The organism is Pseudoalteromonas sp. S3785, from assembly GCF_005887365.1.
Lineage (GTDB): Bacteria > Pseudomonadota > Gammaproteobacteria > Enterobacterales > Alteromonadaceae > Pseudoalteromonas.
This window is the reverse complement of record NZ_PNCT01000001.1, coordinates 33193-51006: the sequence shown is the minus strand read 5'-3', so window position 1 is coordinate 51006 and position 17814 is coordinate 33193. Positions and strand designations below refer to the sequence as shown.

Genomic DNA, 17814 nt, shown 5'->3' with positions numbered 1-17814 from the left:
GTAATATTAGTATGATTAAAAAACCTACCCTCATCGCTACCGCTTTGTGTAGCATGTTTTTAAGTTCAGCGGCAATGGCAAAAATGAGCGCTGAAGAAGTTGCACGTTTAGGACAAGACTTAACGCCGTTTGGCGCAGAAAAAGCAGCCAATGCTGATGGGTCTATTCCAGCGTGGAATGGCGGTATTACAACTGCACCAGAAGGTTACGAGCCTGGTATGCACCACATTGACCCTTACTCAGCGGACAAAGTGTTGTTTACTATTGATAAAACAAACCTTGATAAATACAAAGCTAACTTAAGCCCTGGTCAAATTGCTTTATTTGAAGCATACCCAGATACGTTTAAAATGCCTGTTTATGAAACGCGCCGCTCTGCCTCTTATCCACAGTTTGTATACGATGCAACAAAAGAGTTTGCTGCAACGGCTGAGCTTATTGAAGGTGGCAACGGAATAAAAAATACCGCAATTGGTATTCCATTTCCTATTCCTAAATCTGGCTTAGAGGCTATTTGGAATCACTTATTACGCTATCGTGGACAATCAATAGAGCGTTTTGGTGGACAAGCTGCACCCACCGCATCGGGTTCGTACAATTATGTGGGCTTTGATGAACAACTATTGGTTAAATATTCAGATCCTAAAGCGACGCCTGCAGAGCTTCAAGACTCAAACATTTTGTTTAAATTTAAACAAAAGGTGACAGAGCCTGCACGCCTTGCCGGTACAGCGCTACTTGTACACGAAACCATGGATCAAATTTTAACGCCTCGCCAAGCGTGGACATATAATTCAGGTCAGCGTCGTGTTCGTCGTGCACCAAATGTTGCATATGACGCACCAGGTACAGCGGCAGATAGCTTACGTACTACCGATGATTTTGATATGTTTAATGGCTCACCTAACCGTTATAACTGGACGTTAAAAGGTAAGCAAGAGCTATATATTCCGTACAATAGCTACAAGTTACACAGTGATAAATTAGAGTACGATGATATTTTAAAACCAGGGCACATTAACCCAGAACATACGCGCTATGAAAAGCACCGTGTATGGGTTGTTGAAGCTAACTTAAAAGATGATACTCGTCATATTTATAAAAAACGGGTGTTTTACATTGACGAAGATAGCTGGCAAGTACAAGTGACCGATATTTATGATAATCGCGACCAACTTTACCGTGTAGCTATGGCTTATGGTCTTAACTACTACGAAGTACCTACGCAGTGGAGTACACTTGAAGTTTATCACGATTTAAATTCGCGTCGTTATTTAGCAATTGGTTTAGATAACCAAGAAAAAATGTACGATTTTTCAGAATCGTTTAACGATAACGAGTTCACTTCAAGCGCATTGCGCCGTGAAGGTAGGTAATATCCTAATATGCAGCTAACAGCCCGTTAGCTGCTTTTTCTTTCTCATCGCGTTTGTCTTTATGACGCGCAGGTTTTTCCTCAGTAAACAAGACAAACATTTCTTCAGTTCAAGGCGATTAAAATTTATGAAGTATTTGGTATATGCCAGCCTGATTATAAGCGGTGCAAGTGTTGCACAAGATGCACCTTTACAAGCTATTAGCGCACTTAACGCAAATAAAACTCTCCTCACCGATATTACAAATACAGGCGCTGGCCTTGTTGCAGTTGGCAAACACGGTACTGTTATAAAAAGCATTAATGGTGAAAAGTGGCAGCAGGCACAAAGTGTACCTACGCAAGTTTTGTTAACTGCCGTCGATTTTAGCACCGAGACTAACGGCTGGGCATGCGGGCACGATGCCACAATTATCAATACCACTGATGGCGGGCAAAATTGGCAGTTACAACAAGCTAAGCCAGAGCTTGATAAGCCTTGCTTAGATATATATTTTGAAAATAACACAACAGGTTTTGCTGTTGGTGCTTACGGGATGTTTTACCAAACAACCGATGGCGGACAACATTGGCAAAAACGCTTTTTAGACTCTTTATTATTTAGCGAAGACAGAGAGTATTTAAACGGCTTAAAAGAAAATGACCCTGAGGGTTACGAAGCTGAAACCGCTTCTATTTTGCCGCACTTTAATCGCATTGAAAAAACAGATAATGGCTTAATGTTGGTTGGCGAAATGGGGCTAATGGCACGCAGCCAAGATAACGGCGTCACTTGGCAACGCCTTGATGAGATTTATCCTGGCTCTTTTTTTGCCGTTGCATCTGATAGCGAACAAGAAATAGTGGCAGGTTTACGAGGTAATGTGTTTGCTAAAAGTAAAGGCGAGCAGCAGTGGCAACATTTTGAAAATGTGAAAACAGCCACAGTAAACAACATCATAAATTATAATAACGAGCAGTGGTTATTACTTGCTAACAGTGGCGTTATTTTTCATTTAAAAGATGGCTTACTGACTCATGAACAACGTCCCGATGGCAAAGCGATACTAGATGGCGTAATAATTAATAATAAATTGGTCATGGCAACAGAAGATGGCATTAAAGTGAAGGAGTTGACCCCTTAATGCATACGTTTTTAGATTTTTTAGAAAAAGCGGTATTTAGACACCGTACAATCATGTTAATCGTATTTGCGTTTATAACATGTTTTTTAGGCTACAAAGCCACCCATATTGAATTAGACGCATCATTTAATAAAAACATCCCGCTCAATCATGACTACATGAAAGTGTACACTAAGCATGAAAAGCAATTTGGTGGTGCTAACAGTATTTTAATATCGGTGTGTGATGATAGCGGTAATATTTTTAACCCTGAGTTTTTTACTCAGTTAAAAGCGGTACACGATCAGCTTTATTTTATTCCTGGTGTAAATCGCCCTTTAGTTAACTCAATTTTTGCGCCAAGTGCTCGTTTTGTTGAAGTGGTAGAAGATGGCTTTGCAGGTGGTCCAATTATACCTGCAAACTTTAAAGCTGATGCACGCGGCTTAGGCATCGTTAAAGAAAATATCGAAAAAGCAAAAGTAGTAGGGCGTATGATTGCCAGCGACTACTCATGTGCCATGGTGACAGCACAGCTATTAGAGACCGATCCGCAAACACAGCAAAAGTTAGATACACTCGCTTTTGCTGAAAAACTCGAAAGCCAACTAAGAGAGCCACTAAGTACAGACAAAGTGAGCATTCATATTATTGGCTTTGCAAAAATGGCAGGAGATATAGCACAAGGTGCTAAAGGTGTTGTGCTGTTCTTTGCAATCGCAATTGCATTTACATTTATTATGGTTTGGTTATTTTGTGGCAGCCTTAAGCTCACTATTTTACCAATTGCCTGTTCTATTATTGCCGTAATTTGGCAAATGGGTTTACTTTCAAGCTTAGGGTTTGGCCTTGATCCTATGTCTATTTTGGTCCCATTTTTAGTGTTTGCGATTGGTGTAAGCCATGGCGTGCAAATGATAAACGCGATTGGCAAAAAAGTAGGCGAAGGTAAAAGTACGCGTGTTTGTTGTCAATCAAGCTTTAGAGCGTTATTAGTGCCAGGTGGTATTGCGCTTCTTTCTGACACAGTTGGCTTTTTAACACTCCTTACCATAGATATTGGTATTATTCGTGAACTTGCTATAACGGCCAGTTTAGGTGTGGCTGTAATTATATTTACTAATTTAATTTTACTACCTGTGTGGGCATCGTACTTAAACTTTGCAAATACAGTGCATATTCAAGCTGGTGATGCTCAAAAACCAAATATGCTTGATGCAATTCGTAATTTATTAGTTAAGGCAACAGACCCTAAAACCGCTAAAGTGATCATCGGCTTTACGTTAGTTTTATTTGCATTAGGTTACTGGCAAGCAGATAAAATGCGTATTGGTGATTTACACGCAGGTGCGCCTTCATTGCATCAAGATGCGCGTTATAACCAAGACACATTTTTAATATCGGACAAATACACTATTTCGTCAGATATTTTAAAAGTGATTGTTGAAGCTTACCCAGCAGCATGTACAGAGCACGATGTAATGGAGCGTATTAGTCGTTTTCAATACAAAGTAGAAAATGTAGCTGGGGTGCAATCGGCGGTTAGTTTAAGCTCGGTCGCGCAGTCGGTGAATGCAGGTTACAACGAAGGTAACTTAAAATGGCAAAGCTTGCCGCGTAATTCGGCAAGTTTAGTACAATCTACCGCACGAGTAGAAACCAGCACCGGTTTACTTAATGGTGATTGTTCTGTTATGCCGGTGATTATCTTTTTAGATGATCACAAAGCGCAAACTATCGATACTGTAATTCAAAGTGTTAAGCAATTTGCACAAGAAGAGGGCACAGATAAGCTTGCCTTTAAATTAGCTTCGGGCCCTGTTGGGGTAATGGCTGCTACAAATGAGTCGGTATCTGCTGCGCAAATTCCGATGATGCTTTACGTTTACGGCGCCGTAATAGTGTTATGTTTAATGAGTTTTAGAAGTGTTAAAGCAACAATTGCTGTGGTATTACCGCTTTATATTGTATCAACACTCGCGCAAGCCTTGATGGTACAGCTTGAAATTGGTCTAACCGTGTCTACATTGCCTGTTATAGCGCTTGGTGTAGGTATTGGGGTTGATTACGGCATTTACATTTTGTCATCTATGATGGGGCAGCTTAAGCAAAATGTACCGCTTAGTGTGGCTTACCGTAACGCGCTTGTTGAGCGTGGTAGTGCAGTATTATTTACCGGTATTACGCTTGCGATAGGTGTAAGCACGTGGATATTCTCTGATCTTAAGTTTCAAGTAGATATGGGAATACTACTTACCTTCATGTTTTTAGTAAATATGTTAGGTGCAGTGCTGCTTTTACCTGCGATAGGTAGCTTACTGTGGACCGACCAGAAAAAATAAAGTGAATAATTGTGCTCCTAAATGACCAGTAATGGTCATTTATATCTATATTTTGTGAATAGATGACCAAATAGCTGAAATGCTTAAAATGTTTTCATCGAAAAGGCTGTTTATTAGCGCTAAAAGGGTTAGAATTTAACTGACTCCACGCTAATAAATGGCTGTACAAATATTCTGCTTAACTAAAAGCAGTAATAGATTAAGGAACATACAATGACACGAAATGAAGGCCAAGCCTCGGTTATCCTAGATAATGTCTGTAAGCTTATCCAGAAAAAAGTTCACGCTGATAATGTGTTACTCGTTGAGAAATTCGCCAAAGCCTTGTACAGCAACATGTCTAAAGAGGATTTGGCAAATCGCAATGACAGTGACTTATACGGTGCTGCACTCAGCCTTTGGAATGCACTAGAAAAAAACACCACGGACGACGCAGTAATTCGCGTTTTCAACCCTGAAGTAGCAAAAGATGGCTGGCAGTCATCGCATACAATTGTAGAAATCATCGCTAAAGATATGCCTTTCTTAGTTGATTCTGTTCGTATGGCTATGACCCGTGAAAATATAGCTTCTCACTTGTTACTTCACAGCCCACTTAAAATTCAGCGTGACAAAAACGCTAAAATTTCTGGCTTGTCAAATTTAAAAGCAGAGCAAGAATCTACCTCGACTAAAACAGTATTCTTTATCGAAATTGACCGTCAAACAGACGCGTCTGTTATTTCATCATTTAAAAAAGAATTAGAATCTGTGTTAGTTGATGTCTCTATTGCAGTAGATGATTGGCAGCCAATTCGCGAAAAGCTTGTGTCAGTTACTCAAGAAGTACCTAAACGTAAGCACAATAAAAATAAAAACGAAGTATCTGAAGCCGTTGAATTTTTAGACTGGCTAGCTAAAGATAACTTTACATTAATGGGTTATCGCGAGTATGAATTAACACCAGTGCAAGGTGATTACCAATTAAAAGGTAAAATGGACACAAGCCTTGGTTTGATGAAAAACTCAACAGATGAGCACACACGTTTATTGTCTGAATTACCAGAATTTGCCCGTCAAGAAGCACTAAGCAGCAATTTATTGGTGTTAACGAAAACTAACTCTGTATCTCGCGTGCATCGCCCAGCGTACATTGACTACGTTGGTATTAAACGCTTTGATGACGAAGGTAATGTAGTCGGTGAAGACCGCTTTATTGGTTTGTTCTCATCAAGTTTTTACAACAACAGCGCAGCAGATGTGCCAGTTCTAAAAACTAAAATTAACCGTATTATGGATATGTGTGACTTTGCTAAAGGAACACATGCGTACAAAGCGGTACTAAATATTTTAGAAACTTACCCACGTGATGAATTAGTTCAAGCTCGCGAGAGCGAGTTACTTGAAGTTGCAATGGGTGTTTTACAAATACAAGAACGTGACATGTGTCGCTTATTTGTTCGCAAAGATGCCTATGGACGTTTCTTCTCTTGCATGGTGTATGTGCCACGTGAGCGATACAACACAGCGCTGCGCCGAGAAACACAAGACATTTTAGCTAACGCCTTTAATTCTGACGAAAAAGTCGAATTTACTACCTATTTCTCTGAGTCAACACTGGCGCGTACACATTACACCGTTCGTGTGACCGATAACAATATCGAATATAACGTGAAAGACATCGAAAACAACCTAGTAGAAGCTGCTCGTACATGGGAAGATAAATTACAATCTGCACTGTTAGAGTCAGCAGGGGAAGCCCGCGGTAATGAGCTAAATCGTAAATATTGCAACGCGTTTGCACGCTCTTACAAAGATGAAGTACTACCGAGTGCTGCGGTTGTCGATATTGAAAAACTAGAATTGTTAAACGACGAGAACAAACTAGAAATGCTGTTCTACCGTCCGCAAGAAGAAGCTAACAGCAATATTGTACGCCTAAGCTTGTTCCATAAAGATGAGCCAATTCACTTATCTGATGTTATGCCAATGCTAGAGAACTTTGGTTTACGCGTTGTAGGTGAAACGCCATATTCTGTTAAAACAAGTGATGGTCGTATCAATTGGATCATGGATTTCTCTATGCTGATTGACAGCAAAGGGATGGCCGACTTTGATAAGATTTCTGCTCGTTTTCGCGCTGCATTAACTAATGTATGGGGCAACCGCCTTGAAAACGACGGCTTTAACCGCTTAGTATTAATGGGTGGTTTAACAGGTCGTGAAGCCTCTATATTACGTGCCTATGCAAAATATATGCGCCAAATTGGGGTTACTTTCTCACAGACCTACATTGAGAGCACGTTTGCAAACTACCCGCATATTGCTGCGCAAATAGTTAACTTATTTGCTAAAAAATTCTCAGTAAAAAGCCCTGCAAGCCCTAAAACACTTGAGAAATTAAGTGCACAAATTTACTTAGAGCTTGAAAACGTAGCGAACCTTGATGATGACCGTATTATACGTTTATACGTAGATATGATTGTGGCAACACTGCGTACAAACTACTTCCAAAAAGATGAATCAGGTCAGTTTAAATCTTACGTGTCGTTTAAAGTACAGCCTAGCTTAATTCCTGATATGCCGCTTCCGCTGCCAGCATTTGAGATTTTTGTATACTCTCCGCGTGTAGAAGGTGTGCATTTACGTGGTGGTAAAGTTGCGCGTGGTGGTCTTCGTTGGTCAGACCGCCGTGAAGATTTCCGTACTGAGGTATTGGGCTTAGTAAAAGCGCAACAAGTTAAGAACACTGTAATTGTTCCTGTAGGTTCTAAAGGTGGTTTTGTATGTAAGCAACTACCAAGTGAGCGCGAAGCCTTTATTAAAGAAGGTCAAGAGTGTTACAAAATTTTCATCCGTGGTTTATTAGACATTACCGATAACATTGAGCGAGGTGAAATTGTACCGCCAGCTAATGTAACACGTCACGATGAAGACGACCCATACCTAGTAGTTGCAGCCGATAAAGGCACAGCTACCTTCTCTGATATTGCTAACGGTATTGCAAACGAATACAACTTCTGGCTAGGTGATGCGTTTGCATCAGGTGGTTCAGTAGGTTATGACCATAAGAAAATGGGCATAACAGCAAAAGGTGCATGGGAGTCTGTTAAACGTCATTTCCGTGAAATGGATATTGACTGTCAAACTACCGATTTCACTGTGGTTGCTATTGGTGATATGGCCGGTGACGTATTTGGTAATGGCATGTTATTGTCTAAGCACATTCGCTTGCAAGTTGCGTTTAACCACATGCATATATTTGTAGATCCAACACCAGATGCAGCAACGTCTTACCCAGAACGTGAGCGCTTGTTTAATCTGCCACGTTCATCATGGGAAGATTACAATAAAGATCTGATTTCAGCGGGTGGTGGGATTTTCTCGCGCGCAGCTAAGTCGATTTCTTTAAGCCCAGAAATGAAAAAAATGTTGGGTACTAAAAAAGCAAGCATGACACCGAACGAGTTAATCAAAGCCTCATTAATGATGGAATTTGATTTACTGTGGAACGGTGGTATTGGTACTTACATTAAAAACAGCCACGAAACAGACGCTGATGTAGGCGATCGGGCAAACGATGCGCTGCGCATAAACGGTAAAGACCTTGGCGCTAAAATTTTAGGTGAGGGTGGTAACTTAGGTGCAACCCAATTAGGGCGTATCGAGTTTGCAGCCAAAGGCGGGCGTGTAAATACCGACTTTATTGATAACGTAGGCGGTGTTGCGTGTTCAGATAACGAAGTAAATATTAAAATTTTACTTAACGGCTTAGTTTCAGAAGGTGATTTAACACGTAAACAACGTGACGAGTTACTTTACTCTATGACCGACGAAGTATCTGAGCTTGTACTTAAAGATTGTTACCGTCAAACACATACATTGTCGATTACACAGTCTAAAGGTGCATCAACGCTTAAAGAAAAGATCCGCTTTATTCATGCCCTTGAAAAAGAAGGCAAGCTAAACCGTGCAATTGAGTTTTTACCAACTGATGAAGAGTTGGCAGAGCGCGCTGCAGCAGGTAAAGACTTAACACGTCCAGAGCTTTCTGTATTAGTTTCGTACGCAAAAATGGTGCTTAAAGAGTCTTTAGTGACAGATGAAATTACTGAAAACCCTTATTACCGTCAGCTACTAGTTAAGTCTTTCCCGCGTCCACTACGTGAAAAATTTAACGACGCGATGGATAACCACCCACTGCGCAAAGAAATCATTGCAACAAAACTGGCGAACAATATCGTTAATGACATGGGCTTAAATTTCATGGTACGCATGAACGAGGAGACCGGTGCTAACGAAGCTGAAATCGCTATGTGTTACTCAATTGCGAGTGAGATTTTTGAAATGCGTGAAACCTGGTCATCAATCAGCGCGCTAGATAATAAAATCCCAGCTGCAGTTCAAACAGAAATGTTGTACCAACTACGTCGTACTGTTCGCCGTGCAACACGCTGGTTCTTACGTCATCGTAATAAATCACAAACAATTGAACAAGCAATCGAGTTCTTTGCACCTACGTTTAAAGATTTAAGCGAAAACTTAAATACGTACATGCAAGATAAAGAGCACGAATGCCTTGCGGGTAAGGTTAACGAGCTAGCAGAGAAAGGTGTGCCTAAGCAAATTGCTAAGCGTATTATTGACCTTTCTAGCCTGTTTTCTGTTATGGATATTGCTGAAATAGCGCATAATTCAGGCCGCAGCGTGGCGATGGTATCTAATACCTACTTTAAACTTGGCTCGCGTATGGGCTTACACTGGTTCTTAGACCAAATTACTAATCAGCCTGTCTCTAACCATTGGCAAGCACTAGCTCGAGCGTCGTATCGTGAAGAGCTTGATTGGCAACAACGTACACTTTCTCATGTTGTGCTAAACAGCTTTGAAGGTGACGAAAACGATGTTGATAATCAAATTGATCAGTGGATGGCAAGCCAAGATCTATTGTTACAGCGTTGGAAGCAAATGTTAGCTGAGTTTAAAACGTCACAAAGCCATGACTTTGCTAAGTTCTCAGTTGCACTGCGCGAATTGATGTTGTTAAGCCACAACTGTGATACTTCAGGAAAATAATTTAGCTTTAATGGGTTATTTATTCAGTAAATAATCAGTTAATTGTTAAAATTGTTATACAATACCTCAGCCTAGTCTGAGGTATTTTTTTGTCTGTAATTTTAAGAGGAACAATTCATGTTTTACGATCTAGCACGCCGTTTTATGTTCACCCGAGATGCTGAATGGGCACATGAGTTTGCACTTAATAACTTACGCCGTTTTGCTCACACCCCTTTAAACGCAGCTTGGTCTCAACAATTACAAGATAAACCAGTCAACTTTTTAGGCCTTGAGTTTAAAAACCCTGTAGGTTTAGCTGCAGGTTTAGATAAAAACGCTGAATGTATTGATGCCTTTAGCCAAATGGGTTTTGGTTTTGTAGAAGTAGGCACGGTCACCCCGCGCCCGCAAGCAGGCAATGATAAGCCGCGTATTTTTAGGTTACCTCAGTCAAATGCCATTATTAACCGAATGGGCTTTAATAACAAAGGGGTTGATAATTTAGTTAATAACGTAAAAAATGCTAAATACACCGGTATTTTAGGTATTAATATTGGTAAAAATAAAGATACTCCAAATGAGCAAGGCAAAGACGACTACATTCATTGTATGCGTAAAGTGTTTGAGCATGCTTCGTATATTACTGTCAATATATCCTCTCCTAATACGCCAGGTCTGCGTGATTTACAATATGGCACTGCACTTGATGATCTATTGCAAAGTTTAAAAAATGAGCAGCTCGATTTAATTGCCAAACATAATAAGCAAGTACCTATGCTGGTTAAAATAGCGCCAGATCTTGATGAAATACAAATTGAGCAGGTAAGCGAGTCACTTTTAAATAATAAAATTGATGGTGTTATTGCCACAAATACTACGCTTGAACGCAGTGCAGTAATGGGTCAGCAATACGCCGATGAGGCCGGTGGTTTATCTGGCAGCCCGGTAAGAGGGCGCTCTACGCAGGTAGTTAGCGAACTTAAGCGTTTAACACAAGGTAAATTGCCAATTATTGGTGTAGGTGGTATTGATGATGCGAAATCCGCTCAAGAAAAGCTAAATGCAGGCGCAAATTTAGTGCAGGTTTATACTGGGTTCATCTACAAAGGGCCACAATTGGTAAAATCAATCGTTGATTCCTTATAAGGATCAGTTATGTAAGCTTTTGATCGTTCAATAAATGTTCTAAACAAATGTTTTAAAAATGGTCAAAAGCCGTTATAATCTAATATTAATGTCTTAATTAAAAATAAATTTTTAAACAAGGAGGAGGCAAATGTTACAAGCAACAAAACAATGGCAGTGGATTGCATGTGCAAATAAAAACCGCTTACTACTTGATTTAAATGACGATATGCAACTATGCACACCGTATAAATTAAGACAACTCACCGACTGTGTATTTGAAAACCCGCGTTTTAGCTTAGAAGATGCTGCTTTTTATGAGCAAGTATACAATTACTTAGATGGTTTTGAGCTGTATAAGCCTGCACAAATTTGCCAAATTGCGCTCAATGCCACTGCTGTAAAATTTCACTTAAAACCGGTTCTGGCTAAAAGTTGGTTTTTTGAAGAGTACACTGGCACCCAGCCAAGTACAGAAGCCATCGTTAAACTTACCTCAAAAGCACAAACCGGTGAGTTTTTAATTGTTGAACATTGCCCTGATGCGTCAATTTGCCTAAACCTTAACGAAACATTCAAACTTGATGATAATTTGTCTCTTGAGCAATTTGAAGTTATCCGCGTTTTAAACAACCGCGTTCACCCTCTATTACTTGAGCAATACCAGAGTAAATCAGCTTAGCTAATTTATAAATCGAGCTGCGTTTATCAAGTGTTTGTCAGCCAACCTATGTTATAATCCTGCGCAATTAGCTATTAAGGGTTATTACTTTGCAATTTATCGCACTTACTTCTATCGGAATCGAAAATTTACTTGTTGATGAACTAACAGAACTAGGCGCTGCTGTGTCTAAACAAACTGTGGGTTCTGTTCGCTTTGAGGCAGATTCAACATTGGCGCAAAAGGTTTGTCTATCAACTCGTTATGCAACACGTGTGCTGATGCTTATTGAAGAAAAAGAAGGCGTTAATGATAAAGATAGCCTGTATAAATTTGCTCGATTTCAGCCATGGCAAGAATGGTTTGGACCAACACAAACATTTGCTGTTGATTTTACTGGTACCAACGACGCTTTAAAAAATACCCAGTTCTCAGGCTTGGTAATTAAAGATGCAATTGTTGACTATTTTAATGATTTATACGAACAGCGCCCAAATGTGGATAAGCAAGATGCCAACGTGCGTGTTGTTGCGCGTTTAAACCGTCATGGTGTTGCTCTGTATATTGATTACTCGGGTCCTCGTTTATCCGAGCGTGGTTATCGCCAAGGCCAAGGTAAAGCCCCAATTAAAGAGCATTTAGCGGCAGCGATTATTAAACGCAGTGGTTGGCTTGAAAATGTAAATCAACCTTTATTTGACCCATGTTGTGGTGCCGGCACTATTTTAATAGAAGCGGCGGGCATGGCTCGCAATGAAGCACCTGGTTTATTTAGAGAAGGGTTTGCCTTTGAGCGTTTACCAAGTTTTAGAGCGGCTAAATTTAAACAACTGCGTGAGGAATTAATTGCACAAATTACCGATCCTAAATTGTGGTTAATTGGCCATGATTACGATGCGCAAGTTCTTGATAAAGCCATTGCCAATGCTGAGCGAGCAGAGCTGGGTAATGTTATTAAGTTTAAGCAAAGTGATGCGACTAAGCTTACCTCTGTCGCTAAATTACCTGGCGTAGTAATTTCTAACTTACCGTACGGTGAGCGTATTGGTTCTATGGCCGAGCTGGTAAATTTACACCGCAGCATGGGCGTGGGTTTTAAAAAGCACTTTAATCATTGGAAGCTTGCGTTACTAGGCATGGATGAAAGCCTATTTAAGCTGTTAAAACTGGTTAAACAAAAGCGTTATAAATTTAAAAATGGCCCATTAGATGTAGAACTAAATTTATATCAGTTAGATGATAAACAAGTAAGCCTGACAAGTGACGACAAACCGGCGCTTAATTTTGAAGGCTCGATGTCGTTTGCTAATCGTCTAAAAAAGAATAAGCAGAGCCTCAAAAATTGGCTTAAACAAAACGAAGTACAAGCTTATCGCGTTTATGATGCTGATATTCCTGAGTACAACGTAGCGGTTGATATTTATGGCGACTCTGCTGTTATTTTTGAATACGCAGCTCCGAAAGAAATTGATGAAAAAACATCAGAAAAGCGTCTTCAAGATGTGATTAGCTTAACTGCACAGCAGCTAAACATTGCGCCTGAAAACATAGCCGTTAAAGTGCGTAAAAAACAAAAAGGGGAAGAGCAGTATACCCCAATGGCTAAACAAAACCGTACTATGGTGGTGGAAGAGTTTGGCGCTAAGTTTAAAGTAAACTTGTTTGATTATCTTGATACAGGGCTATTTTTAGACCATCGTTTAGCGCGTCGTTATATTCAGCAAAATGCAAAAGACAAACGCTTTTTAAACTTATTTGCGTACACTGGTACAGCCTCTGTGCACGCGGCACTTGGTGGTGCAAAAGCAATTACCACTGTTGATTTATCAAAAACCTACCTCAAGTGGGGCCAAGATAACTTTGCGTTAAATGATATTAGCAATACCCGTTACCGTTTTGAGCAGGCTGATTGTTTAAAATGGCTAGAATACGCTCAAGGCCAATACGATTTAATATTTTTAGATCCCCCAACGTTTTCTAATTCTAAACGAATGAAAGATGCGTTTGATGTGCAAACCGATCATATTAAATTACTTACTTGGGTTAAAAAAATCTTGAGCCCGTCGGGTACATTAATTTTTTCTAATAACAAACGTGGTTTTGTAATGGATGAAGTGGGTTTAATGGGCTTGGGGTTAAAAGCTGAAAATATTTCAGACAAAACGTTATCACCTGACTTCAAACGTAATAAAAAAATACACAACAGCTGGTTGATTACCCATGGCTAGTTATGTTTTGTACCACACTGATGGCTGTCATTTATGTGAGCAAGCGGAGCAGGTTTTATTATCAGTTTTAGGTAATAAAAACACACTTCAATTAACCGATATTATGACTGATGAGCAATTATTAGCGCGTTTTCAGTTAAGTATTCCTGTATTTGAGAGCAAAACTGGCCAACTTTTGTATTGGCCGTTTGATGCACAAACAGTGCATGAATTTTTAGCGCAAGAATAAAAGAGCAGTATTTATGGATTTAATAAGAATACAAAAAGCGCAGTTAGCTTATGGCACCCACCCACTATTAGATAATGCCGATGCGGTTATTGAAAGTGGCGAGCGCGTCTGTATTGTAGGGCGAAACGGCGCAGGTAAATCAACACTTTTAAAAGTACTTGATGGCCAAGTAATTTTAGATGATGGCGAAATTAACCAATTAGGTGGCATTAAAATCTCTCGTTTAGAGCAAGATCCACCTAAAGGGGCAAACGGCTCAGTATTTGATTACGTAGCGCAAGGCATGCCTGATATAGCCAATTTATTAATTGATTATCATCATGTGAGCACGCAACTACAAACTGATTGTACCGACAAATTACTAAATAAACTTGAGCGATTATCTAACGAATTAGAAGCGTGTGACGGTTGGCGCTTTGATTCGCGAATTCAACTAGTATTAACGCGTTTAGAGCTTAGCCCAGATGCTAAGTTAGAATCACTATCGGGTGGGTGGTTGCGTAAAGTTGCTTTAGCTCGGGCATTAGTCAGCGAGCCTGATTTACTGTTGCTCGATGAGCCAACTAACCATTTAGACGTAGACAGCGTTAAATGGTTAGAGCAGTTTTTAAAAGAGTTTAAAGGCGGTATTGTATTTATATCTCATGACCGTGCGTTTATTCGTGCTGTTGCAACGCGTATTTTAGATTTAGACCGCGGTAAACTTATATCTTACCCAGGTGATTACGCAACCTACCTTGAACAAAAAGCGCACGACTTAAAAGTAGAAGAAACACAAAATGCGCTTTTTGATAAACGCTTAGCTGAAGAAGAAGCATGGATCCGTCAAGGGGTTAAAGCGCGTCGTACACGCAACGAAGGCCGTGTACGTGAACTAAAACAGTTACGTGTTGAACGCAAAGCCCGCGTAGAGCAAGTAGGTAAAACTGATTTTAATATTGAAACGGCAGACAGATCAGGCAAGTTAGTATTTGAAGCAAAGCACTTGAGTCATGCATTTAAAGATAAAGTAATTGCTGATGATTTCTCTACCCTTGTTATGCGGGGAGATCGCATTGGTTTAGTCGGCCCAAATGGTATTGGTAAAACAACACTACTTAAGCTGCTGTTTGGTGAGTTAGAAGCTGATAGTGGGCATGTTAAGCAAGGGGTGAACCTTGAATTTGCTTACTTTGACCAATACAGACAAAAGCTTGATGAAGAGGCTACTGTTCAAGATAATGTTGCCGAGGGTAAACAAGAGGTAATGATGGGCGGGCGTTCTCGTCATGTACTAGGTTACCTGCAAGACTTTTTATTTCCACCGGCACGTGCACGTACACCTGTAAAAGCACTCTCTGGTGGTGAAAAAAATAGACTTTTACTCGCGAAATTATTTTTAAAACCTTCCAATATTTTAGTACTCGATGAGCCAACCAATGATTTGGATATTGAAACATTAGAGTTACTTGAAGAAATTATTAATCAGTATCAAGGAACTGTGCTTATAGTAAGCCATGACCGTGAGTTTATTGATAATACATGTAGCAGTGTATGGGCGTTTGAAGGGGATGGTAAAATAACTGATATGGTGGGGGGGTATACCGATTACCAAGCTTATTTAAGTTATTTAGCCGAGCAAGAAAAACAGCAGCAAGCACCAAAAAAAGACGTAAAACCTGCGCCTGTTTCTGTTAAAAAACCTGAAAACAAAAGCACTAAGCTTTCTTACAAATTAAAACTTGAATTAGAGCAACTACCCAATAAAATGGAACAACTTGAAGCCGCTGTAGAAGCGCAGCAAGCTGTAGTGAGCGATCCTGACTTTTTCAAACAAGATAGTGACGTTACCACTAATGCATTGAACCATTTAGCAAAACTTGAGTCTGACCTTGAAGCCGCGTTTGAGCGCTGGGAAGAACTTGAAGAATTACAGAATCAGTAGTAAGGATTAAAATGAAATATAAATTACTCGCTGCCAGTATTTTAGCGACATTGAGTACATCTGCATTAAGTGCAACCTATGAATTAACAGAACTAGGTACTCTTGACGGCGCTAAACATTCTTACGTAACTGACGTAAGCGAAAGCGGGCACATTATTGGTACTGCCAACGGATTGTATAATTTACCAATCGACATAAGCTATATCGACTTTACCGAAAGCGTGATTGAAAATGCATACGACAGTGAAGAGTACAATTTTGAATTAAGTGATAAAGAAATCACGTTTACACTTGATGATATAGAAAATAACGATGCTGTTTTTAATAACGCCGATGCACATTCATTTATGGTCAGCTTTTTAGCTGGCAGGCCCACTGATTTTGAATACCAAAAACTAAGTGCGGTAGTGGGTATTAAATTTGACGATGGCATTGTTACTGAGCAAGTTTTATTTGACGAAGAGTCGGTTGATTACGATGGTTTAACACGTTCTATTAGTAACTTTTATAACGCGGTAAGCGAAGATGGCGTGAGTGTTGGCTGGAGTGCAGCACCATACGATAAAGTTTCATTTACCCCAGATGGTGAAGATGAAGAAGAAACATGGTTTACTCATGACTTTATAGAACGCGGTATTGTTATTTCTGAAGATGGCACGCAAAAGGTTGAGCTAGTTCCTGATTTTGACGATTACGGCGGTACTAGCCGCGCTAACGATATTATAAAAACAAACGACGGCTATACGGTAGTTGGCTATGTTTCTACAGGTATTCCTGAAGATCGTCTTGATAACATTGAAGATAACTGTGATAACGAAGACGAACCAACCTCTACATGTGTACAATTATTAAATTCGAGTGTTACTACAGGCGTATTTGATGAGCGTGCGGTAAAGTGGGAGCTTGATGAAGCATTTAATATCACTTCTACTGAAATACTGGGTTTGGCCTTAACGCCAGAAGATGATGACGATTTTGCCTTTACAAGCACTGCGCTTGCACTTAATAACAATGGCACAATTGTAGGTTCGTCTAATGCTCGCTACTATAAAAATGACGACACGATTTTAACAATGCCTGTGTATTTTAAAAATGGTGACGTGTTTAATTTTATAGACCAAGAAGACGATTGGCTTTCAGGTAAAGCACTTGCAGTAAACGACAACGATATAATTGTTGGTTATGCATCAAAACGCATTGAAACCACACTTCGTGATCAGTTTTTCTATCATGATATAAGTACGGGCAATACCGTTTTCCCTACTGGTTACTTTAATAGCTCAAGTGCTTATGGTAATGACATTAATAACCAAGGGTATGTTGTTGGTGAAGGCGAAGTGGGTACATCTGAAAACAGCCGCCGTAAAGAAGCGTTTATCTATAAAATTGGTGACGATAAGATTACCAACCTAAATGATTTGCTCCCTTGTTACGAAACAGATGGTGAAACAGACTACGCCTACACGATGGCAGAAGCAAAGGTTATTAATGAAGATAATGAAATCTTTGGTGTAGCTACTAAAACCGTTGAAAAGCGCGATACCTTTGGTAATGTAGAAACTGATCTTGAAGGTAATATCGAGTACGAAAGTGTTGCTGTTGCAGTAAAACTTACACCTATTGATGGCGAAGTAGAAGACTGTGCCGCTATTGAAGAAGAGCTTTATGAAAGAAGCTCTGCAAGCTTCCCATGGTATACACTACTGTTGTTACCGCTTTTTGGCTTACGAAGAGTATTTAGATTTTAAGCTTAAGCCTGTCGATAAAAAAACCAACTTATAAAAGTTGGT

The 17814-nt window shown here is 39.9% G+C and carries 10 protein-coding genes; all 10 read left to right on the top strand.

What is annotated here, in order from left to right; all coding sequences use genetic code 11:
* The first annotated feature begins 11 nt into the window (after window positions 1-11).
* The 10 genes from CWC17_RS00205 to CWC17_RS00160 all read left to right on the top strand — a co-directional run bounded on the left by CWC17_RS00205 (window position 12) and on the right by CWC17_RS00160 (window position 17772).
* The gene (locus CWC17_RS00205; RefSeq protein ID WP_055016006.1) at window positions 12-1376 is read left to right on the top strand and encodes a DUF1329 domain-containing protein; all 1365 of its coding nucleotides are present in this window, start codon (window positions 12-14) and stop codon (window positions 1374-1376) included.
* Between the two features lie 127 nt (window positions 1377-1503).
* Window positions 1504-2499, top strand: a complete 996-nt coding sequence (locus CWC17_RS00200) for a WD40/YVTN/BNR-like repeat-containing protein (RefSeq protein ID WP_138611776.1) — start codon at window positions 1504-1506, stop codon at window positions 2497-2499.
* Window positions 2499-4820, top strand: coding sequence for an efflux RND transporter permease subunit (locus tag CWC17_RS00195; RefSeq protein WP_138611775.1), 2322 nt, complete (start codon window positions 2499-2501; stop codon window positions 4818-4820). Before CWC17_RS00200 ends, CWC17_RS00195 begins: the two co-directional genes overlap by 1 nt.
* 213 nt (window positions 4821-5033) lie before the next feature.
* The gene (locus CWC17_RS00190; protein ID WP_138611774.1) at window positions 5034-9875 is read left to right on the top strand and encodes an NAD-glutamate dehydrogenase; all 4842 of its coding nucleotides are present in this window, start codon (window positions 5034-5036) and stop codon (window positions 9873-9875) included.
* 117 nt (window positions 9876-9992) lie between these two features.
* Entirely contained in the window at window positions 9993-11003 is a 1011-nt protein-coding gene (gene pyrD / locus CWC17_RS00185; RefSeq protein ID WP_138611773.1) for a quinone-dependent dihydroorotate dehydrogenase, read from the top strand.
* Between the two features lie 130 nt (window positions 11004-11133).
* Complete coding sequence (locus tag CWC17_RS00180; protein ID WP_055016001.1) at window positions 11134-11664, top strand: cell division protein ZapC; 531 nt, start codon at window positions 11134-11136, stop codon at window positions 11662-11664.
* An 89-nt stretch (window positions 11665-11753) separates the two neighbouring features.
* Entirely contained in the window at window positions 11754-13871 is a 2118-nt protein-coding gene (rlmKL, locus tag CWC17_RS00175) for a bifunctional 23S rRNA (guanine(2069)-N(7))-methyltransferase RlmK/23S rRNA (guanine(2445)-N(2))-methyltransferase RlmL (protein ID WP_138611772.1), read from the top strand.
* A complete protein-coding gene (locus CWC17_RS00170; protein ID WP_138541156.1) occupies window positions 13864-14100 on the top strand; it encodes a glutaredoxin family protein in 237 nt (78 codons plus the stop codon). Before rlmKL ends, CWC17_RS00170 begins: the two co-directional genes overlap by 8 nt.
* A 13-nt stretch (window positions 14101-14113) precedes the next feature.
* The gene (gene uup, locus CWC17_RS00165) at window positions 14114-16024 is read left to right on the top strand and encodes an ATP-binding cassette ATPase Uup (protein ID WP_138541155.1); all 1911 of its coding nucleotides are present in this window, start codon (window positions 14114-14116) and stop codon (window positions 16022-16024) included.
* An 11-nt stretch (window positions 16025-16035) separates the two neighbouring features.
* On the top strand, window positions 16036-17772 hold the full coding sequence (locus CWC17_RS00160; RefSeq protein WP_138611771.1) for a DUF3466 family protein: 1737 nt from the start codon (window positions 16036-16038) through the stop codon (window positions 17770-17772).
* Window positions 17773-17814 lie beyond the last annotated feature (42 nt).